The following is a 19,974-nucleotide window of genomic DNA, read 5'->3' as shown; positions in this document are numbered from 1 at the left end:
GAAACTCGCTTCGCTCAAACATCCGGCTGACTTGATCCGCTTGTCGCCTCCACTGCTCGGCGCTACGCCCAAGGGGGCCGAATACAGACAAGCTCGCTGGCGCTCGCTCAACGTCACGGCTTTTGTAGTCGGCTTAGCGAAGCGTAAGCCGACAAGAACGCAGCCAAAGTGCCAGTTTTAAGTGCATAGTCGTATAGACGCCGTGCTAGGCGTTAGCCGACTGTATTTGGGCCCCGTGTGGAGCGAACGAGGAGCACAGGGCCGAAGGTGTCCGGCGCACGGTGCCGGTGCGCGTAGCATGTTTGAGGAGCGCCAAAGCGATTTGAGTTCTGCGCGCATCCCTTCGGCACGCGCATCGCAGAGGTTCGGCGCGCTTCGCGCCGACGCGCAACCCGCGCGTCTTAAGTTAGCAAGCCGACGTCCGGCCTGCGCTCTACTTATGGCCGCTGGGCGAGCCCCAACAAAAAACGCCCCGGCAAAGCCGAGGCGTTTTCTCTCCCAGTTCCAGCGACGCGGAACTAGAACTTCACGTTCACCCCGGCAATCACGCTGCGTCCCGGCTGGGCGACGCGCAGGAACGAGGTGCTGCGTACGATCTCGTCGTCGAGCAGGTTGTCGCCGCGCAGATAGACCATGGTTTCGGTATCGTCGTAGCCGGCCAGGCGATAGCCCACGAAGGCGGTGAGGTCGGTATAGCCGGCGGTTTCGTCTTCCAGCGGGCCCTCGTTGTCCTGGCGGCTGGCGCGCAGGGCTTCCACGCTGCCCAGCCAGGTCTTGCTGTCGTAGTCCAGGCCCACGCCGTAGCGCCCGGGGGTGATACGCGGCAGGTTGGTGTCGTTGTCCAGCTCGGCCCGCACGTAGTCGCCCAGCACGCGTGCGGTCAGACGATGGGCGCCTTCAATCAGGTCGTAGCCCACCTCGGCTTCGCCGCCGTAGAAGGTGGCATCGGCCGCGGCGTAGTCGATGAGCAGGAATTCGCCATCCGGCGCGAATTCACCTTCTTCGTTCACACGGTCGGCAATGCCGTCGGAAGCGGGTGTGCCGGTGCCGTCGGCGTCGACGCCGGCATCGACCGAGCGCTGGTAGATGTAGTCGTCGTACTTGGTATAGAACAGGCTGGTATCGAAGCGCAGGCGGCCGTTGATGCGCCGCAGGCCCAGGTCGAAGCTGTTGGCGACTTCTTCGCCGAAGTTGCCGTTGCCACGTTCGTAGGTGAGCGTGGCTTCGTGCGGACCAAAGCTGTACAGCTCTTCGGTCGCGGGTGCGCGCTCGTAGCGCCCGGCGGTGGCGGTAAACACGTAGTGATCGCCGATGGTGCGCTTGGCGCCCAGCGATACGCTGATCGGGGTGTGGTCGGTGTCCGAACGGCCTTCGCTGGTGTCCTGCTCCTGGTATTCGACACGCAGGCCGCCCTGCACGGTCCAGTTGTCGTCGAGCGGGCGTTGTTCGACCCAGAAGGCCGCCAGCGATTGCGTATCGGTGGCGGGCACGAACGACTCTTCTTCGCCATAGGCTTTGAAGTCGCGGTCGAAACCCTGCACGCCGAAAATGCCGGTAAAGCCGGCGACCGGCGCGTGCTCGGCGGCGATACGGAATTCGGTTTCCTTGTTGTCGAAGAACGCTTCCGGGGTTTCCTCGCCTTCGGTATGCAGGTAGTCGGTATAAGCACCGGAGAATTCGAGCCGCTTGATGCCGGGGGCCACGTCGTAGACCTCGCCCTTGAGGTCGTAGCGGTCCTGGGTCAGACGGATCTGGGCCTCTTCGCCGGGGATGCCGTATTCGCGCCCGAAGTGGCTGACCGCGCCGCCGACATAGCCCCAGTCGCCGGAGTATGACGTGCCGGCGCTGTAGGTGTCGGTATCGGTGGCGCTGTTGTCGATCAGGCGGCTGTTGTCGGCCTCGTAGTCGTCGGTCAGGCGCTTCAGGCCCTGCACGTTGAGGGCGAAGTCGCCGATGCCGCCGGTGACGTCGAGTCGCTGCAGTCGCTGGCCCAGCGTGCTGTCGCCGCGTTCGAGTGTGGCCTCGCCGGTGATGCCGTCGGGTGCGGTCATGGGGATACGGTCGGTGACCACGTTGACCACGCCGCCGATGGCGCCGGAGCCGTAAAGCAGCGTGGATGGCCCCTTGAGCACTTCAACCTGACGTGCCGAATAGGGGTCGATACTGACCGCATGATCCTGGCTGAGCGTGGAGACGTCGGCCGAGGCCAGGCCGTTTTCCTGTACGCGCACGCGCGCGCCGGACTGGCCACGAATGACCGGGCGGCCCACCCCCTGGCCGAAATCCGCGGAACTGATGCCGGGCGTATCGGCCAGCGTGGCGCCCAGGCTCTGGCCGCGTTTGCGTACCAGCTCGGGCCCGGCAACAACCGTTGCCGGCTCGATGGCCTGGCTGGGGTCTTGATCGTCAAAGGCCAGGGCCTCCACCGAGATCGGCGCCAGCAGCGTGCTTTGCGCGGCGCTATCGCGGTCGTTGTCATTCGCGCGTTGCGGTTGGGCGAATAGAGGTTGCCCGGCCCCAAGCAGGCACATGCCGGCTGCAGGCACGAGCAGGCGTGCATATTTCGAGTAAGCCATGAGAAGAATTCCGTCTGATATACGAACCCGCGAGAGGGGGTCGCAGAAATGCCGCTACGGCGGCGCCTGGGTTGTTACGGTCAGACGAAACGTCGGGGTGGGGCCCGTGCGGCATGGTGGCCGAGCTGGCTACGGGCATGGCCGGCATGGATCGGCGCCGCCGCCATGCGGGGCCGGGAAAAGAGGAGCGTCAGCGCTGCGGCCTGGGCCGGGGGTGCGCTGGGCGAATGTCCGTGTACGCAGCTCGTACAGGCATGATCGATATGGGCAACGTCGATCGGATGATCGAAGGCATGGGCGAACGCGAGCGCCTGCACGCACAGCAATGCGAGCACCACGAGCGCACGACATAAATGCTTGTTCCCCATCCCCAATCGAACTCATGTTCGCCGGCCGGAAAAGCCGGTCGGCGCGAATATTACGTTATAAAGTTGCAATAAACCAGCGCAACGATTCTTTCTATGGGCTCGGTGTGGGCGGGCGCCGGGCGTGCGCAGCGTGCTTTGTTTCACGCCGTCGCAAGCGCCATGAAAAAGCCCCGCGTACCCAGGGCACGCGGGGCTGATACGGGTCTGACACACCCGTTGATGTAGCCGCGATCAGTCGCTGGCGCGTGTCACCTTGAATACGGTGCCGCCCGCATCGTCGCTGATATAGAGCGCGCCGTCGGGGCCCTGGGCGAGGCCGGCGGGGCGATGCTCGGCGCTGCCGGGCGAGGCGACGGTTTCGCCGCTGCCGGTAAAGCCGGCCGCACCGGCGAAGTCTTCATAGTCGCCGCTGGCCTTGCCGTTTTCGAACGGCTGGTAGATCACCCGATAACCGGCCTGCGGGCTCGGCGCGCGGTTCCAGGAACCGTGAAAGGCGATGAAGGCGCCGCCGTCGTATCGGGAGCCGAAGCCGTCGCCGTCGTAGAACAGAATATCCATCGGAGCCCAGTGGGCGGGATAGGCGGCCAGCGGCTGTTCATAATCCGCACAGCGGCCGACCTTGTCGCCGTCGCCGCCGTATTCCGGGCCGAGCACTTTCTTGTCGGCTTTCGGATCGTAGTAGCAGAACGGCCAGCCGAAATGATCGCCTTCGTCGATGGCGAACAGTTCCTCGGCGGGCAGATGCGCGCTTTGTTCCTGGGTGAACTTGTCCGGCCAGTTGGAGTGCAGCTGATCGCGACCGTGCTGGACGCCGTAGAGCTGGCCGTCGTACCAGTCCAGGGCAAACATGTTGCGCAGGCCGGTGGCGTATTCGGTTTCTGGCTTGAAGGTCTGGCCGGTTTCGGTGGCCGAGAAGGCCCAGATGCCGCCGTGGTTATCGAGCAGCGGGCAGGGGTCCTGGCCTTTCGAGCCGGGCTGACGATCGCTTTCCTGGCAGGCATTGGACGGCGCGCCGTTATTCACGAACAGCTGGCCGTCTTCGCTGATTGCCAGTCCGCGCGCGGCGTGCGACGACTGCTGTGGCAGGCCGGTGACAATATGTTCGGGCTCGCCCTGCGGCACCAGGTTACCGTCGAGCTTGTAGCGGTAGATATCGGTGACGGTGGCGGCATAGAGCCAGCCGTCGTGAATCGCAAGACCGGTCCCGCCGCCTTCGCCGAAGGTCTTGCGCTCGTCGGCCACGCCGTCGTCGTCGCTGTCGCGAAGCGCCATCAGGCCGTGGCCGTCCACATCGTTGGCCAGATTTATATAGACGACGCCGTTGTCGGCCACCGCCAGATGTCGGGGCGTGCCGGCGTCCTTGGAGAACTGCGTTGCACAGAAACCGTCGGGCAGAGCGAGCCCGGCGCTGTCGCAGCCCTCGGCCGCGCTTGCACTGCCGGCCGCAAAAAGACCCGTCGCGGCCAGGGTGGTGGCGCAGAGCGTGGAGAACGTCAACGTTCGCATCGATGATCCATTGATGGTGACAAATTCGTGCGTCGGTTATAGCAGTTACCGAAGACCCCACGCAAAACCCCATAAAAACGATCAAGCAACTATTGAAACGTTTATCGACGGCCCTATCTTTCCTGACGTAGCAACGCAGCCCGTTGATTGAGGGCGAAAAATTAAGGAGGAATGATCATGGCCATTCAGCGTTATCAGAACCGTTTCGAGCCGAGCAGCCTGCTCGCCCAGTTCAACGACGAGATCAATCGCATGTTCGTACAGGACAACAACGCCTTCCCCGCGCTTTCCGGCGGGGCGTGGACGCCAAACGTGGATATTCGCGAAACCGGCGATGCCTATCACATCGAGGCCGAGGTGCCGGGCGTGGATCCGCAGCGCATCGAAGTGACGCTCGACAAGGGCGTGCTCACGCTCAAGGGCGAGCGCAACGAGGAAAAGACCGAGGAAAACGGTCAGGCCCGCTATCGCGAGCGTCGCTTCGGCTCTTTCGTGCGTCGCTTCTCGCTGCCGGAGACGGCCGACGAAGACAATATCGACGCCCGGGCCGAACACGGTGTGCTCCGGCTGACCATCAACAAGAAGGCCACTGCGGAGCCGCGCCGTATCACCGTGCGTAGCGGCGAGCACGCGAGCCCGGCCGTCACGCAGGAGCCGGAAAAAGCGAGCGCCTGAGCAGCGCGGTCAAGCTAGAGACGGGGCCATTCGGCCCCGTCTCTTTTTATGTCGTACAGCGGTCAGTCGGTACTCAGCGCGGCGGCCAGTGCGGCGACCTGTTTTTTCGCTTCGGCTTTCGATTTCTCGAAACGCTCATCGCCGAATTCCTGGTATTCGATACCCACGTGGTGGATGTCCTTCGCGCCGAGATAGCCGGCCACGGAACGCAGATGCGGTAACAGATGCCCGGCCTGTTCGTTGAGCTGGCCGGCTCCGAAACCGAACTCGCCCGAGGATGTAAGCACCACCAGCTGTTTGCCGCCGAGTATCGGCTCCAGCGGTCGGTCGCCGCGGCCGAGATCGAAGGTGAACGTACGATTGATGCGTACGACCTGATCGACCCATGCCTTGAGCGCGGCGGGCATGCCGTAGTTGTACATGGGCGTGGTGATGACAAGTACGTCCGCTTGTTCCAGCTCGTCGATCAGCGTGTTCGACAGGGCCAGTGTTGCCGTGGCCTGTGCGCTGCGCTCGTCGGCCGGCGTGAACGCGGCGGCGATCCACGCTTCCGAGATGGCCGGCGGCGGCTGAGTGCCGACATCGCGGCGAATGATCGCGGCTTGTGGCTCGGCCTGCTGCCAGCGGTCGATAAAACGGTCGCCGAGCATACGGCTGAGAGAGCGCGCCTGTCGGGCGCTGGCGTCGATACGCAAGATCGTGGTCATGGCGGATTCTTCTGCAACGGTGCATGGATAAGTTCAGCGCAACTATCCGCCGTCGTTGACGAGCGTGACAAAGGCAAAGAAAACACCTATAGGTGAGCAAAACTCATCCGTTATTGAACCGCCGTGTCGTTTCCTTCTCTCGCCGCACTCCGGGCCTTCGAGGCGGCGGCCCGCCTGGGCAGCTTCAAGGCCGCGGCCGAAGCGCTGCATCTGTCGCCCACCGCGGTGTCGCACCATATCCGGGGGCTGGAAGCACAGCTGGGCGTATCGCTATTTCTGCGCCAGACGCGCGCGATCACGCTTACGGAAGCCGGCGGGGTGTTGTCGCAATCCGCCTCGCGTGCCTTTGCCGAGCTCGAATCCGCAGTGGCCGCGATTCGAGACAACGAAAACCGGCTGGTCATATCCACGACGCCGGCGTTTGCCACGCTCTGGCTGGCCCCGCGTATCGACGACTTCGAACAGCGTCATCCGGGGCTGCGGGTGCAGGTTTTGTCGTCCACCGCGCCGGTTGATATGACGCGCGATCGCCAGGTGGATATTGCGATTCGCTATTCGGCGGCGGATGCCGCCGCGCCCGAGGGGCAGATGCTGGTGCAGGAATCGGTGGCTGCGTTTGCCAGCCCGGATTATCTGGCCCGTCATGCCGGGCCGGAGACGGCCGAATTCCTGGTCACCCGCTGGGCATCGAATGGGCTGCCGCCGGTCGACTGGCGGGCATGGCAGGCCGCGGCCGTCGAAACGCTGCCCGACAACGCCACGGTCCGTGGCTTCGCGCACGAGCAGGAGGTGGTGCAGGCAGCGTTGGCGGGCAAGGGCGTGGCATTGGTCAGCGAACTGCTGGTGCGGGATATGGTGGCCCGCGGCTGGCTCGTGGCCTGGCGGCCGACGGTGCGACTACCCGGCCATGTCTATCGACGGGTGGCCGGGCCATTGAGCGCCCATACGCGTCGCGTCGCCCTGTTCACGGCCTGGCTGCAGGACGCGCTTGTCGCAGATTGAGCCGTGGCGGGTTCTGCGGCCTAGCGAAACAGCGTATCGATATGGTCGGCGCCGATGCCGACCCGGTCGTAGTGTTCGCGGCACAGGGCGATATAGTCGTGAACGTCGAAATAGCCGTCCGACTCGCCGTTCTCGTCGAGCCAGATCAAAGGCCCCTTGACCACGAAGAACACGCGCATCGGGTCTTCGTGCTCGTAGGCCACCAGCGTATGGCCTTCGCCCGGGGTTTCGTAAACGAAATCGCCGGCGGTGGCCACCCAGTCGTGTTCCAGATACCCCCATTTGCCGGAGATGGTGTAGGCGAACACTTCGTTGGGGTGGTAGTGACGGTTGACCAGGCCCGCGCCCTTGGCCATGAGCACGTCGCACCAGCGGTTCGACGATGGCGAGATCCATAGCGGCCGAGACGACACGGTATCGCTGAAGGGCACGTAGTAGCGCTCGTCCTCGGTGGGCGCATTGGCGATATGCACTTCCGGCAGCGTATCCGGCTTGAAGCTGTTCGGGATCGGCGGGATATCGCGCCAGAATTCAGCGGCCGGGCTTTTGGTGGCCATGGTGTCTCCTCGATCTGATCGTTATAGGTCAGCGCCGAGTGTCGATGCGCGGGCGATCGTATGCAACGCCGCCCGCTTATGCGTCGCTGGCGCGCAGGCTGGTCCAGGCCGGCTGGCGCAACACATCGCGTAGCGAGGCCAGCCCGGAGAGGGCGATTACGGCAGTGGCGCTGGTGATCGCGATCAGCCACAGCGGCCAGCGCCAGGCATAGCCGAGATCGAACACCCAGACGGCGAGCACGATGGCCGTGACCTGGGCGATCGCGGCCGCCAGCAGCGAGGCACACAGGCCGATGAGCAGGCATTCGCCGAAGGTGGCCTGGCGCAGCCAGCTTGAACGGGCGCCGAGTGCGCGCAGCAGCGCGGCTTCGCGCAGGCGCTCGGCGCGGCTGGCCTGCATCGCCGCCAGCAGCACCACCAGCCCCGCGGCCAGGGTGAAGCCGAATACCAGCTCGATCGCCAGGCTCAGCCGGTCGATCAGCGTGGTGAGCTGGTCGAGGATGGCGGCAATATCGATCACGCTGATATTGGAGAACTCGCGCACCAGCGCGCCGATCACGCCGTGGGCGCTGTCGGGCACGTACAGGCTGGTGATGTAGGTCGCCGAGAATTCATCCAGCACGCCCGGCGCGAACAGCACATAGAAATTCGCCTGCAGGCTGGACCAGTCGATTTCGCGAATGCTTTCGATGGTCGCCGTGACCGGCGTGCCGGTGATATCGAAGGTGAGGCTGTCGCCCACGCCCACATCCAGACGTTCGGCCACCGAGGTATCGATGGACATGCGCGGCTTGCCGGTATCGTCGGCATCGAACCACTGGCCTGCCACGATGCGGTTATCGTTTTTCAGATTGTCGATCCACGACAGGTTCAGCTCGCGCCGGGTCAGCTCGCCGGCCTGCTCGGCCAGTGCCGCATCGTCTTCGATCGCGGTGCCGTCCACCGCCGTCAGCCGCCCGCGGACCAGCGGGTAGAAGTCGGCGTCCAGGCCGGCTTCTTGCAGACGTTCGGCGACCGCCGGCTGTTGTTCGCGGGTGATGTTGATCAAAAACCGGTTGGGCGCGTCGGCGGCGATATCGGCTTGCCAGCCGGCGAGTAGGTCGCCGCGTACGATCACGAGCATGAACAGCATGGTCAGGCCGATGCCGAAGGCCACGATCTGCAGCGCGCTGGCCTGACGCCGGCGCGCCAGCGCTGATAGCGCCAGGCGCAGGCCCGGCCCGCCGCGGTTGCCGATACGCGGTCGTAGCCAGTCGATACCGGCCAGCAGCGCTAGCGCCACAAGCCAGAGCACGGCGGTGCCGCCCAGGGTGGCGCCCACCACCCAGGCGGTGAGCGTGATATCGCGGGTGGCGGCCGCCGCCAGCAGGGCCACGCTCGCCAGCGCGGCTGCATAGATCAGCCACATGCGCCCGCGCTGTTCGGCCAGCGACCGGGCCAGCACGCGCGCCGGCGGCGTGGCGCGGGCCTGAGCCAGTGCGGGCCAGGCGAAGCCGGCCAGCAGCACCGCGCCGGTGGCGGCTGCGGGCCAGAGCGCAAACCACGATGCAGCCGGCAGCTGGATTTCGAACGCACGCGCGATCAGCTGCGAAATACCCAGCTGGGCCAGCCAGGCGACGAGAAGCCCCAGGCCGATACCGATCGCGCCCACGAATACCAGCTGCCAGGCCAGCAGCCGCGCGATCAAGCCACGGGCCGCACCCAGGGTCTTGAGCAGGGCGATTTCGTCCAGTCGCGACGATGCATGCTGGCGCGCGGTCAATGCGATGGCCACGCCCGCGAGTACCACCGCCACCAGCGCGGCCAGATCCAGGAACACATCGGCCCGATCCAGCGCCCGCGCCAGCGCGCGGTTGGATTCGGCCGGGGTACGCAGTTTTTCGCCGGGCTGCAGGGTCGGCTCAAGGCGTTCGCGCACCTGTTCGAGGGCAGCCGGGTCGCCAGCGATGCGCTCGTCGTAATTCGCCCGGCTGCCGGGGCCGAGCAGGCCGGTTGCGGCCACGTCGGCGCTGCGAATGAGCACGCGCGGCGCGATATTGGCAAAGCCCTGGCCGCGGTCGGGTTCGATCACCAGCACGGCCGCAATCTTGAGTTTGGCATCGCCGAGCGCAAGCGTATCGCCGACGGCCAGCTGCTGGGCATCGAGAATACGCTGGGCCACCCAGGCGGTGCCCGGCTCGGGGGGCTGCGTGACCGTTTCCGTCGGGCTGCCCGGGTCGCCGCGCCGCAACGTGACTTCGCCGCGCAGCGGATAGCCTTGTTGGACGGCCTTGACCGAAACCAGCGTGATCTCATCGTCGTGGCTGACCACGCTCGGGAACACGGTCACGCCGTGGTGGGCCACGCCGATCTCGTCGAGGATGGCGGCCCGCTTGTCGTCCAGCGGCGCGCGCAGCTCCAGTTCCAGGTCGGCGGCGAGCGTTGCGGCGCCCTGGCGTTCCATGCCGGCGCGCACGCGATCGGTCATCTGGCTGACCGCACCCACGGCGGCCACGGCCACCACGAGCGCGATCAGCAGAATCCAGGCCGAGCCGTCGCGGCGGCTGCGCCCGATCTGGCGCCAGGCCAGACGCATGGCCGAGGTGCGATCAGTGCGCATGCAGCTGCCCGTCGGCCAGCCGGGTACGCCTCGCACAGCGTGCGGCCAGGTCTTCGTCGTGGGTGACCAGTACGAGCGTCGTGCCTTGCTCGGCATTGAGTTCGAACAGCTGGTCGATCACCTCGGCCCCGGTCGCGCCGTCGAGGTTGCCGGTGGGCTCGTCGGCAAAAAGAATCTTCGGCCGGCAGGCAAAGGCACGCGCCAACGCCACCCGCTGCTGTTCGCCGCCGGAAAGCTGGCGCGGCGTGTGCTTGACGCGATGCGCCAGGCCCACCTGTTCGAGCAGCCGCTGTGCGGTGTCGCGCGCCTCGCCCAGATCGGTGCCGATAAGCTCCAGCGGCAGGGTGACGTTGTCCAGCGCCGACAGGCCGGAGAGCAGCTGGAACGACTGAAACACGAAGCCCACCTGGCCGCTGCGCCACGCCGCGCGTGCATCCTCGTCCAGCGCCGACATTTCGCGCCCGAGCAGGGCCAGGCGGCCGCGCGTAGGCGTATCCAGCCCGGCGAGCAGAGCCAAAAGCGTCGATTTGCCCGAGCCGGACGTACCCACGATCGAGAGCGTATCGCCCATGTTCAGCGATAGTTCGATACCGTCGAGGATGGTGAGCGAACGCTCGCCGCTTTCGATCGTCTTGGACAGATCGACCGCTTCTAATGCAGGAGATGACATTGAGCCGAGTTTCTTGGTCCGAAAAAAGGGGGTTACGCCGCGCAGTGGTCACAATGACCGCGGCGCTGCTGTTTGCGACATGCAGCTTCGCATACGCACAGACGAGCGTCCTGGTTTTTGGTGACAGCCTTAGCGCCGGCTATGGACTCGATCGCGGCCAGGGCTGGGTATCGCTGCTGCGCGATCGCCTCGACGAAAACGAGCGCGACGTTGAAGTGGTCAACGCCAGCGTCTCCGGCGAAACCACCGCCGGCGGGCGCGGGCGCCTGGACGCAGCGCTGAAACGCCACGAGCCGGACGTCGTCGTTCTGGAGCTTGGCGGCAACGACGGCCTGCGCGCGCTGCCGATCAAAACCATGAAGGACAACCTCGCCGCCATGATCGACACCAGCCGCGCGTCCGGCGCGAAAGTGCTGCTGCTGGGCATGCGTATCCCGTCAAACTACGGCAAGCGCTATGCCGACCAGTTTCATCAGGCCTTCGTCGATCTGGCCGACGAAACCGACGTGGCTTTCGTGCCTTTCTTTCTGGAAGACATCGCGAATGACCGCGGCAATTTCCAGAACGACGGCGTACATCCGAATGCCCAGGCCCAGCCCGCCATGCTCGATGCCGTGTGGCCGAAACTCGCGCCGCTGATCGACGCGAAACCGCAGGCCGCTGCGCAACCGTGAAATCGGGGAGTGGTTGGTGGTCGCGGCCCGTTCGATCGCCATCGCAGCTCGGTCTGGCGAGCGCGCTGTCAGGCCGTACACACATGCTAATATGACGACATTGATGGCAATACGTATGGCGTGCCCATGAGCGTGAACGACAGCGACGACCGCTTCTTTCATCTCGCCGGCGACGAGGCGATCGAATCCCGGGCGATCGCACAGCGCTTGCACGTCAACAAGACGCAGCTTGCCGACGTGCTCGGAATTGGCGTTGATTCCCTGCGGCGCAGCAACCGCGAGCGTGCCGTGCGGGTGCAGACTCGAATGCGCGACATGATCGAGATCATCAATCGCGCCCAGCCCTGGGCCGGCTCGGTCAACCAGGCGTTCGCGTGGTATCGCTCCCAGCCCCTGCCGTCGTTCGGCGATCAGACCGCCGAAGAACTGGTCAAGGAAGGGCGCGCCGACGCCGTGAAAGCCTATCTGTCTCGAATCAACGAAGGCGGCTATGCCTAGGGCGTGTCGTCATGAGATATGACGTCGCATTGCCCGCATCGGGCGTGTCAGGCAAGGCGCGGGCCGCCGAGCGTGGCCCGCCACGGTCAAGGTCCGCAACGCCGCATGGCGCGTCCGACGCGGGCAACCCGGAGGGTCGGCGGCCAAGCCCCGGCAACCCGGCGTTATCGCTCGCTCACGTGGCATGGCCACGCGACGCTCGCGATGCCTTGTCTTGCCGGCGCTTGGCTGCCGATGCGCCGCCTTATCTTATGACGACACGCCCTAGGGCCAGCTAGATTCCTTGGCATGGCGGGCGACCACTTCAGCGGCACGGTCTATCGCGCGCATAACCCGCGCTGGTCGTTCGCGCCCGACTCGGGCGCCGGTGCCGCCAAGCACGGCGGGCGCTTCAACCGCCCCGGCGTGCCGGCGCTGTATACCAGCAGCAGCTACGAACTCGCGATCGCGGAAGCCCACCAGGGCCTTGCCTACAAGCTCCAACCGCTCACCATCGTCAGCTACGACGTCGCGCACGAAAGCGTGCTCGACCTGTCCACGCCGGCTGCCTGCGATGCAGCCGAGGTGGTATTCGAAGACCTCGCCTGTGCCTGGGAACTGATCGCCTACGAAGGCGCAATGCCGCCTAGCTGGGCGTTGGCCGACCGGCTGATCGAGGCCGGCGTCGGCGCCATTGTCGTGCCCTCGTTCGCGGTCGGCGCCCATGGAAGCGGTCGCAATATCGTGTTCTGGCGCTGGCAACCCACACCGCCGTATCAGGTGGCCGTCAACGACGACTGGCACCGCCTGCCGCGTGATGATCGGTCCTGGGCGTAGCAGGCGTTTCAATTTGCGGCGGGGCTTGTGCGTGAGTTGCGAGCCCACGCATGGTCCCGGCGGGCGCGTCTCGGTTTTCTTCGTGGCCCGGGCCAGTGAACGGGAGGCGCCCAGCGGCGTGTAGGCCGCCGGGCGATGCAACGCCCGGTTCAGGCTATGGACTTGCCGGCATACGGACAGGCCGGCGCTTCCACACCGGCGGCCGCCAGATGCTGGGCGAAGGCGATGGTGGTGCGGTCGTGGCCGTAGTTGCCGACGATTTGCAGGCCTACGGGCAGGCCGTCGTCGGTCAGGCCCACCGGCGCACTGGTGGCGGGCAGGCCGGCGACGGTGGCCGGGGCGATCCAGCGGAACAGGTTGGTATAGCCGTGGCTGTTGCCGTCCACGTCGATCTTGCGCGAGAGCACGTTGCCGCCGTGATCGTGGGCGATGGCGGGCACGCAGACGCTGGGTAGCAGCAGCACGTCGTAGTCGGCGAACAGGCTGTGCCACTTCGCGCGCAGCTTGTGGCGGGCTTCGTCGGCCTGGGCCCAGTCGCGATGGCTGGCGGTGGCCCGTTCGGCAAAGCCGCCTGTGGTGCCCATTTCGTTCTTGCCGACCAGCCCCAGAAACTTGGCGCCGCGCTTGGCCTTGGTATAGAGCTTGTCGGGAATGGAGGCGCCGACCAGGCCGTTGAGCAGGCGGTCGTAGGTTTCGTAGCTGGCTTCGAAACCGCCTGGCAGGTCGTCGAGTTTCGTGACCGTGGCACCCGCGCGGCGCGCGGCTTCGAGCGCGTCTTCCAGGCGTGCTTTCACCGCCGCCGAGATCGGGCAGAAGTCGTGCTCGAACAGATAGCCGATCTTGAAATCGGCCAGCGTGGTGGGCTTCGGCGCAGGCAGCTTCGCCTGCCAGACGCTGGCCTCGATGGTGTCGGCGCCGGCCATCACGTCGAGTGCGAGCGCCAGGTCGGCCGGGTGGCGGGCCAACGGGCCGGCCACGCACAGATCCGGTTCGCCGCGCGTACCGGGCGGGCCGGGAATATGGCCGCGCATGGGAATCACGCCGTAGGACGTCTTGTGCCCGTACACGCCGCACCAGCTCGAGGGCGTACGAATGGAGCCGGCCAGGTCCGAACCCAGTTCCAGCGGCGTGAAACCGGCGGCCAGGCCGGCCGCTGCGCCACCGGAAGAACCACCCGAGGTGCGCTCGGTGTTCCACGGATTGTTGGTCGTGCCGTAGATCGGGTTGAAGGTCTGTACGTCCTGGGCCAGGCGTGGCGTGTTGGACTTGCCGAAGATCACGGCGCCGGCTGCGCGCAGGCGGGCCACGGCCACGGCATCGTCGCTGCTGCGATAGTCCTTGAGCTTGGGTTCGCCGACGACGGTGGGCAGGCCGGCGACTTCGTAGGTGTCCTTGATGGTCATCGGCACGCCGTGCAGCGGGCCCCAGTTCTGACCGGCCGCGATCGCGGCATCGGCCTCGTCGGCGCGCTGGCGTGCGGCTTCGATATCCATGGCCACGACGGCGTTGATTGGTTCACCGAGCGTTTCGATACGCGCCAGATAGTGGTCGAGCGCTACGCGGCTGGTGATGTCGCCGCGCGCGATGGCGCCGGCCAGTTCACCGGCGCTGAGTTGATGGATATCGGTCATCGGATCGTTGTCCTTGTCGTTCTCGAACTTTGAATAAGCGTTACTGGCTTTCGCTTTCGCTTTCGCTGCGCGGCGTTCTCAGGGCGTCGAACAGCGCCTGCTTGAACAGCTCGGGCGATTCGATCGGCGGCAGATGGCCGATGCCTTCGAACGTCACCAGTTCCGCATCGGGCATGCGGGCGACGGCTTCGCGGCCCAGGGTGGGGTAGTCGCCCAGTTCGGCGGCGAGTTCGTCGGAGACCAGATCGCTGCCGAGTGCGGTGCGGTCGCGGGTGCCGATCATGAGGGTGGTGGGCACGTCGATATGCTCGAACTCGTAGAACACCGGCTGGGTATAGACCATGTCGTAGGTCGCGGCCTGGGCCCAGGCGACCTTTGCCTTGTCTTCTTTACTGCCGGTATACATGCCGGCGAGCATTTTCGCCCACTCGGCGTAGTCGTCGTTCCATTCGCCGTCGTAGTAGCTTTTGACCTGATACGACTTGATGGCCGCGTAGTCTTTTTTCATCTCGCGGGCATACCAGGCGTTCATGCCGCGATAGGGCACGCCCTTGGCCTTCCAGTCTTCCAGGCCGAGCGGGTCGACCAGCACCAGCTGGTCGATGGTGTCGGGGTACATCAGCGCATAGCGCATGGCCAGCATGCCGCCCATGGAATGGCCGATGATGGTGGCGTTGTCGATATCCAGCGATTCCAGCAGCGCCTGCGTGTTTGCGGCCAGATGATGGAAGGTGTAGCTGTAGGCGGCCGGCTTGTCGGACTTACAGAAGCCGATCTGGTCCGGCACGATCACGCGGTAGCCGTTGTCGGCCAGGGCCTGGGCGGTGTCCTGCCAGTAGGCGCCGCAGAAGTTCTTGCCGTGCAGCAGCACCGCCACCGGGGCGTCGCTGATGTCGTCGGTCGGCGCGATGTCCATGTAGGCCATGGATACGCTGCCCCTGGGTTCATCGATTTGGAAGCGCGAGACCGGCCAGGGGTAGTCGTAGTTTTCGAGATTGGGGCCGAGATCGGTGGCCTGCGTCTTGCTGGCGTTGTCGGCCTGGGCGGTGGCGGCGAAGGCCGTGCTGCAAACGACGACGGTCAGCGCATAGGCGATGGCGCGTGGATTCATGGCGGTCGAGCATTGAAGAACCGATGGCGGCCAGCATACCCACAGTGGTCGACCGACCACCAGCACGCCGGAACCTTATGCGTCTGCGCGGGTTCTATATGAGTAGCTGATTCTTGGATACGCACTTCTATTGCGTGGGCACATCCGCTGATGTGCGAACCAATCGACAGGGGGAAGGGTGAACGATTGCACACCGGCGCCGGGCCGTGCCGCACAGATTCAGCCGAGACAGTGGCTGCTGGGGGCTTTGCTAAGCCTGACGGCGAGCCTGCTGGCGGCGGCCGAGCCGGCCGTGGTGGATACGGCGCGCGTGGACGAGCGCCGCTGGCAGCAGACGGTACCGCTCTACGGCACGCTGACCTCGCCCCGCGATGCCGAAGTGACGCCGCGTATCGCGGGCCTGGTGGACACGGTGGCCGTGGATGCGGGCGACCGGGTCGCCGCAGGCGATACGCTTATCGAACTCGACCGGGCGCTGGCCAGGCTGGAACTGGACACGCTCCAGGCGTCGGCCGACGAAGCCGCGGCCCAGCTCGACGAAGCACGACGGCTGCTGCGCGAAGCCGACCGGCTGGCCGGGCGCGGCGCGGTGTCGCAGAGCGAACTCGAAGCCCGGCGTTCGCAGGTGGCGGTGCGTGCGGCAGCGCTGCAACGCCTGCGCGCGGAAGTGGCCGCCCAGCGCGAGCGCCTGACCCGGCATACGCTGATCGCGCCCTTTGATGGCGAGGTGCGGGCGCGGCTGGTAGACCCCGGGGAATACGTGGCCCAGACCACCCCCGCGGTATCGCTGGTGGCCACCGAGACGCTGCGCCTGGATGTGTCCGCGCCGCAGCAGTACTTCGGCCTGATCGAGCCCGGCATGCAGGTACGGGTCGAACCGGAGACGTCGCTCGACGCGCCGCTGACGGCGAAGGTCGACGTGATCGTGGGGGCCAGCGATGCCAGTGCCCGCAGTTTTCTGGTGCGTATGTTCGTGGACAACGCCAACGGCGCGCTCACGCCGGGCATGTCGGCCAAGGCGATGCTGGAACTCGAAACCGCCGAGGCGGTACTGATCGCACCCCGCGATGCGCTGGTGCGCGTGCCCGGCGGCGGAACCCGCATGTGGCTGGTGCGCGAGGATGACGACGGGACGCTGCGCGCGGTCAAGCGCCAGGTCTCGCTCGGACGCAGCGCCGACAACGAAGTGGAAGTGCTCGATGGCCTGGAAGCCGGGGATCGCGTGGTGGTACGCGGTAACGAAAGCCTCGAAGCGGGTCAGCCGGTACGCATACGCGACGAGCGAACATCCGTCGAGGAACGGTCGGCCAGCCCGCCGGCCCGCGACCGGCGAAGCCTGCGGCTGTCGCAGCCCGGGGGCTGATCGATGTTCGAAGCGCTGATCAAGCGCGGCACGCTGATGACCATCGTCGTGCTGCTGATCTGTCTGTTTGGTGTGCTCGCGGCGATGCGCATTCCGGTACAGATGATTCCCGACTTGGCGGTACGCACGATCACCGTGACCACTAGCTGGCCGGGCGCCACGCCGCAGGACGTGGAAAACGAAATCCTCATCGAGCAGGAGGAATATCTCGCCAATATCATCGGCCTGCAGCGCATGAGCGCCGAGGCCAAGACCGGCGAGGCCGAGATCGAGCTGGAGTTTCCTTTCTCCACCGACGTCAACGAAGCCCTCATCCGCGTGACCAACGCGCTCATGCAGGTGCCCAGCTACCCCGAGGACGTGAACGAGCCGGAGGTGGTCGCGGCCTCCTTTTCCCAGAACTCGTTCATGTATCTGAGCGTGGCGGCCGAGGCCGGCAATCCGGCCGGCCTGGATATGGCGTTCATGCGCGATTTCGTCGACGACGAGGTGCGCCGGCGCATGGAGCGTGTCGAAGGCGTGGCCGACGTGCAGGTCGGCGGCGGCGCCGAACGCCAGGTACAGATCCATATCGATCCGTCGAAGCTGGCGGCCCGCAATATCTCCATGACCGACGTGCGCGATGCGATTCGTGCCCGCAACCAGGATATTTCCGGCGGCGACATGGATGCCGGCAAGCGCCGTTATCTGGTGCGCACGGTCGGTCGCTTCGACGACGTCTCGGGTCTGACCAACGTGGTGCTCTCGCGGCGCGGCGATTCGGTGACCACGCTCGGCGACGTGGCCGAAATTCAGCTCGACCATGCCGAGGTGCGCGAGCTGGGGTTCTACAACGATCAGCCGGTGGTCAACCTGCAGGTACGCCGTCAGCCCGGCTCCAACGTGATCGATATCAAGCGCGACATGCTCGCGCTGCTGCCCGAGCTGAATGCCAGCGTGCTCGAGCCGGCGGGCATGCGCATGCGCCTGACCTCCGACGACGTGCGCTATGTCAGTGCGTCCATCGCCAGCGTGTATCGCAATCTGGCGATCGGCGCCGTGCTGGCGGCGATCGTGATGTTCGTGTTCCTGCGCTCGGTCTACGCCACGCTGATCGCGATTCTGGGTATTCCCATCTGTGCGATCGCGGCGTTCATCGGCCTGGCCGCGTTCGGGCGCACCATCAACGTGATCTCGCTGGCCGGCATTGCCTTTGCCATCGGCATGACGCTGGACAACAGCATCGTCGTACTCGAAAACATCGCCCGCAAGCGCAGCGAAGGCGCCCGCCGCTGGCAGGCAGCCATAGACGGCGTGCGCGAGGTCTGGCCGGCGGTGCTGGCCTCTACGCTGACTACGGTGATGGTGTTCGCGCCGGTGCTGTTCATCACCCAGAAGGCCGGCCAGCTGTTCTCGGATATTTCCATCGCCATCTCGGCGGCGATTCTGGTGTCGATGCTGGTCGCGATCATGGTGGTGCCGACCGCGGCGGCACGCATCCTGCCCCGCGACTCGGGCGCGGCGCAGACCGCGAACGGGCCGCTATCGCGCGGCATTCTGGCGCTGTGCGCCTGGATTATCGCGATGCGTACGCGGCGTTACCTGACCATGGCATCGATTGCCGGCGCGCTGGGCTTAGGCGTGTTCGTGCTTACGCCGCCGGCGGAATATCTGCCCGACGGCGAGGAGGCCAAGACGTTTTCTTCCATGCTGCCGCCGGCCGGCTACAACCTCACCGAACTCGGCGACATTGCCGACGAGCTGCGTGAGCGCTTCATGCGCTACGTGCCGAACGAAAACGGCGATATCAAAGCCGACGACGGTGCCATGCCGGCGATCGCCTATCTGAACATGAGCGTGAGTACCAACCAGCTGCGCGTGATCGCCGAGCCGGTCAACGACCGCGAGATCGGCGCGCTCATGACGGCCTTCAACGACAGCTTCGAGGCCTATCCGGGCATGCGCGCCTTCTCCACCAAGGGTTCGATCATTTCGTCCAACGACGGCGGTACGCGGGCGATCAATATCGATATCTCGGGCGCGGACCTGGCCACCATCTATGCCGCGGCCGAGGCGATCTATGCCCGTGCCAATACGGTGTTCGACAACCCGCAGGTGCTCGCCGAGCCGTCCACGCTCACCCTCGGCCAGCCGCTGCTGCGTATCGAGCCCGACCATGCCCGTATTGCCGAGCTGGGCCTGAACGCGGCCGATATGGGCTATACCATCGCCGCGCTCACCGACGGTGCCTATGTCGACGAGTATTTCTTCTCGGACGACAAGGTCGATATCTATCTCTACGACGCCGCCGGCAAGCCGGACAGCGTGGATGCCATATCGCGGCTGCCCATCGCTACATCCGAAGGCGTGCTGCCGGTGATCGCGCTGGCCGATGTGGTGCCGACGGTGGATACCGACGTGATCCGACGCCTGGACAGCCGGCGTACGGTCACCATTCGCGTCATCCCGCCGTCCAGCGTACCGCTGGAAGCCGGCGTGGATCGGGTCAACCGGGAGGTGATCGACCATCTGCGCGAACAGGGCGCGATCGATGCCTCGCTGGCGCTGGATATTTCCGGGGCCAGCGACGAACTGGAAGTCACCCGCAATGCGCTCATGGGCAACTATGGCGTCGCCATCGGCGTGTGCTACCTGCTGCTGGTCGCCATCTTTTCCCACTGGGGCTATCCGCTGCTCATTCTCACCACCGTGCCGCTGGGTATTGCCGGCGGCGTGGTGGGGCTGGCCATGCTCAACGGCGTCGGCGCGCTGCTGCCGCTGGTCGGGCTCACGGCGCTGTCGCAGCCTTTCGACCTGATCACCATGCTGGGCTTTCTCATTCTGGTGGGCACGGTGGTCAACAACCCGATTCTCATCGTCGAGCGGGCGCGGGCCAACGTGGCCGCCGGCATGGCCGCGATCGAGGCGGTCCAGGACGCCGTGGCCGTACGATTGCGCCCGATTCTGATGACCACCATCACCACCACCTTCGGCCTGGCGCCGCTGGTGTTTCTGCCGGGCGCGGGTACCGAGCTCTATCGCGGCCTGGGCGCGATCGTGATGTTCGGGCTGTTGTTCACGATGGCCACCACGGTCACTTTTCTGCCCGCGATGCTGACCGGTGTGCTGCAGTTGAGTGAACGGCGGACGGCGAAATCGGCCTGATTCGATCGCGTTGAGTCAGCAGTTCGCGCGCCGGCGCGTACGCGGCACAGCCGCGGCTCTGGAAAGACCGTTCGGGT

At 65.7% G+C, this 19,974-nt stretch carries 16 protein-coding genes; 7 read left to right on the top strand and 9 right to left on the bottom strand.

All coding sequences use genetic code 11. The features are described 5' to 3' along the window. Window positions 1-518: 518 nt before the first annotated feature. The 3 genes from C84B14_RS08220 to C84B14_RS08210 all read right to left on the bottom strand — a co-directional run bounded on the left by C84B14_RS08220 (window position 519) and on the right by C84B14_RS08210 (window position 4,450). Window positions 519-2,576, bottom strand: a complete 2,058-nt coding sequence (locus C84B14_RS08220; protein WP_353223237.1) for a TonB-dependent receptor — start codon at window positions 2,574-2,576, stop codon at window positions 519-521. Between the two features lie 80 nt (window positions 2,577-2,656). Continuing rightward, window positions 2,657-2,944, bottom strand: coding sequence for a hypothetical protein (locus C84B14_RS08215; protein ID WP_353223235.1), 288 nt, complete (start codon window positions 2,942-2,944; stop codon window positions 2,657-2,659). A 231-nt stretch (window positions 2,945-3,175) separates the two neighbouring features. Next, complete coding sequence (locus C84B14_RS08210) at window positions 3,176-4,450, bottom strand: PQQ-dependent sugar dehydrogenase (protein ID WP_353223233.1); 1,275 nt, start codon at window positions 4,448-4,450, stop codon at window positions 3,176-3,178. A 177-nt stretch (window positions 4,451-4,627) separates the two neighbouring features. On the opposite strand from C84B14_RS08210, the gene C84B14_RS08205 reads away from it, so the two are divergent. Further along, the gene (locus C84B14_RS08205; RefSeq protein ID WP_353223231.1) at window positions 4,628-5,125 is read left to right on the top strand and encodes an Hsp20/alpha crystallin family protein; all 498 of its coding nucleotides are present in this window, start codon (window positions 4,628-4,630) and stop codon (window positions 5,123-5,125) included. Between the two features lie 62 nt (window positions 5,126-5,187). Here the strand turns inward: C84B14_RS08205 and C84B14_RS08200 are convergent, their stop codons facing one another. Then, the gene (locus tag C84B14_RS08200) at window positions 5,188-5,832 is read right to left on the bottom strand and encodes an FMN-dependent NADH-azoreductase (protein WP_353223229.1); all 645 of its coding nucleotides are present in this window, start codon (window positions 5,830-5,832) and stop codon (window positions 5,188-5,190) included. A gap of 123 nt (window positions 5,833-5,955) precedes the next feature. Here C84B14_RS08200 and C84B14_RS08195 point away from each other — a divergent pair, with 123 nt between their 5' ends. Next, window positions 5,956-6,834 carry a LysR substrate-binding domain-containing protein gene (locus C84B14_RS08195; RefSeq protein WP_353223227.1) on the top strand — a complete coding sequence of 293 codons (879 nt, stop codon included), beginning with the start codon at window positions 5,956-5,958 and terminating at the stop codon, window positions 6,832-6,834. Between the two features lie 20 nt (window positions 6,835-6,854). Here C84B14_RS08195 and C84B14_RS08190 read toward each other — a convergent pair whose 3' ends face one another. From C84B14_RS08190 to C84B14_RS08180, 3 genes are all read right to left on the bottom strand, one after another. Next, window positions 6,855-7,391 carry a 2,4'-dihydroxyacetophenone dioxygenase family protein gene (locus C84B14_RS08190; protein ID WP_353223226.1) on the bottom strand — a complete coding sequence of 179 codons (537 nt, stop codon included), beginning with the start codon at window positions 7,389-7,391 and terminating at the stop codon, window positions 6,855-6,857. A gap of 76 nt (window positions 7,392-7,467) precedes the next feature. Continuing rightward, window positions 7,468-9,990, bottom strand: coding sequence for an ABC transporter permease (locus C84B14_RS08185; protein WP_353223225.1), 2,523 nt, complete (start codon window positions 9,988-9,990; stop codon window positions 7,468-7,470). Continuing rightward, window positions 9,980-10,660: an ABC transporter ATP-binding protein gene (locus tag C84B14_RS08180; protein WP_353223224.1), complete on the bottom strand. Its 681-nt coding sequence runs from the start codon at window positions 10,658-10,660 to the stop codon at window positions 9,980-9,982. The genes C84B14_RS08185 and C84B14_RS08180 overlap by 11 nt, the downstream gene beginning before the upstream one ends. Window positions 10,661-10,713: 53 nt before the next feature. Between C84B14_RS08180 and C84B14_RS08175 the strand changes: the two genes are divergently transcribed. The 3 genes from C84B14_RS08175 (at window position 10,714) to C84B14_RS08165 (ending at window position 12,648) form a co-directional block, all read left to right on the top strand. Further along, window positions 10,714-11,334 (top strand): arylesterase, encoded by a 621-nt coding sequence (locus C84B14_RS08175; RefSeq protein WP_353223222.1) that lies wholly within the window; start codon window positions 10,714-10,716, stop codon window positions 11,332-11,334. A gap of 126 nt (window positions 11,335-11,460) precedes the next feature. Beyond that, window positions 11,461-11,832: an antitoxin Xre/MbcA/ParS toxin-binding domain-containing protein gene (locus C84B14_RS08170; protein ID WP_348767828.1), complete on the top strand. Its 372-nt coding sequence runs from the start codon at window positions 11,461-11,463 to the stop codon at window positions 11,830-11,832. 288 nt (window positions 11,833-12,120) lie between these two features. Continuing rightward, complete coding sequence (locus tag C84B14_RS08165; RefSeq protein ID WP_353223220.1) at window positions 12,121-12,648, top strand: RES family NAD+ phosphorylase; 528 nt, start codon at window positions 12,121-12,123, stop codon at window positions 12,646-12,648. A 149-nt stretch (window positions 12,649-12,797) separates the two neighbouring features. On the opposite strand, the gene C84B14_RS08160 is transcribed toward C84B14_RS08165, so the two are convergent. Together C84B14_RS08160 and C84B14_RS08155 are read right to left on the bottom strand one after the other, a co-directional pair. Then, a complete protein-coding gene (locus tag C84B14_RS08160; RefSeq protein WP_353223219.1) occupies window positions 12,798-14,279 on the bottom strand; it encodes an amidase in 1,482 nt (493 codons plus the stop codon). 40 nt (window positions 14,280-14,319) lie between these two features. Then, window positions 14,320-15,390: an alpha/beta fold hydrolase gene (locus C84B14_RS08155; protein ID WP_353223217.1), complete on the bottom strand. Its 1,071-nt coding sequence runs from the start codon at window positions 15,388-15,390 to the stop codon at window positions 14,320-14,322. A 178-nt stretch (window positions 15,391-15,568) separates the two neighbouring features. On the opposite strand from C84B14_RS08155, the gene C84B14_RS08150 reads away from it, so the two are divergent. Both C84B14_RS08150 and C84B14_RS08145 read left to right on the top strand, forming a co-directional pair. Further along, a complete protein-coding gene (locus C84B14_RS08150) occupies window positions 15,569-16,753 on the top strand; it encodes an efflux RND transporter periplasmic adaptor subunit (RefSeq protein ID WP_353223215.1) in 1,185 nt (394 codons plus the stop codon). Window positions 16,754-16,756: 3 nt separating this feature from the next. Then, complete coding sequence (locus C84B14_RS08145) at window positions 16,757-19,897, top strand: efflux RND transporter permease subunit (RefSeq protein WP_353223213.1); 3,141 nt, start codon at window positions 16,757-16,759, stop codon at window positions 19,895-19,897. Window positions 19,898-19,974: the final 77 nt, after the last annotated feature.

Source organism: Salinisphaera sp. C84B14, assembly GCF_040361435.1.
In the GTDB taxonomy this organism is placed as follows: Bacteria; Pseudomonadota; Gammaproteobacteria; order Nevskiales; family Salinisphaeraceae; genus Salinisphaera.
Note: the sequence above shows the minus strand (reverse complement) of the source record. Positions and strands in the feature narration are given on the sequence as shown.

Excerpts from the sequence above, each read along its gene's own strand:
- C84B14_RS08170 (WP_348767828.1), top strand. The coding sequence starts at position 11,461 with ATGAGCGTGAACGACAGCGACGACCGCTTCTTTCATCTCGCCGGCGAC.
- C84B14_RS08145 (WP_353223213.1), top strand. The coding sequence starts at position 16,757 with ATGTTCGAAGCGCTGATCAAGCGCGGCACGCTGATGACCATCGTCGTG.
- C84B14_RS08180 (WP_353223224.1), bottom strand. The coding sequence starts at position 10,660 with ATGTCATCTCCTGCATTAGAAGCGGTCGATCTGTCCAAGACGATCGAA.
- C84B14_RS08175 (WP_353223222.1), top strand. The coding sequence starts at position 10,714 with ATGACCGCGGCGCTGCTGTTTGCGACATGCAGCTTCGCATACGCACAG.
- C84B14_RS08200 (WP_353223229.1), bottom strand. The coding sequence starts at position 5,832 with ATGACCACGATCTTGCGTATCGACGCCAGCGCCCGACAGGCGCGCTCT.
- C84B14_RS08220 (WP_353223237.1), bottom strand. The coding sequence starts at position 2,576 with ATGGCTTACTCGAAATATGCACGCCTGCTCGTGCCTGCAGCCGGCATG.
- C84B14_RS08205 (WP_353223231.1), top strand. The coding sequence starts at position 4,628 with ATGGCCATTCAGCGTTATCAGAACCGTTTCGAGCCGAGCAGCCTGCTC.
- C84B14_RS08155 (WP_353223217.1), bottom strand. The coding sequence starts at position 15,390 with ATGAATCCACGCGCCATCGCCTATGCGCTGACCGTCGTCGTTTGCAGC.
- C84B14_RS08185 (WP_353223225.1), bottom strand. The coding sequence starts at position 9,990 with ATGCGCACTGATCGCACCTCGGCCATGCGTCTGGCCTGGCGCCAGATC.
- C84B14_RS08190 (WP_353223226.1), bottom strand. The coding sequence starts at position 7,391 with ATGGCCACCAAAAGCCCGGCCGCTGAATTCTGGCGCGATATCCCGCCG.
- C84B14_RS08165 (WP_353223220.1), top strand. The coding sequence starts at position 12,121 with ATGGCGGGCGACCACTTCAGCGGCACGGTCTATCGCGCGCATAACCCG.
- C84B14_RS08160 (WP_353223219.1), bottom strand. The coding sequence starts at position 14,279 with ATGACCGATATCCATCAACTCAGCGCCGGTGAACTGGCCGGCGCCATC.
- C84B14_RS08215 (WP_353223235.1), bottom strand. The coding sequence starts at position 2,944 with ATGGGGAACAAGCATTTATGTCGTGCGCTCGTGGTGCTCGCATTGCTG.
- C84B14_RS08210 (WP_353223233.1), bottom strand. The coding sequence starts at position 4,450 with ATGCGAACGTTGACGTTCTCCACGCTCTGCGCCACCACCCTGGCCGCG.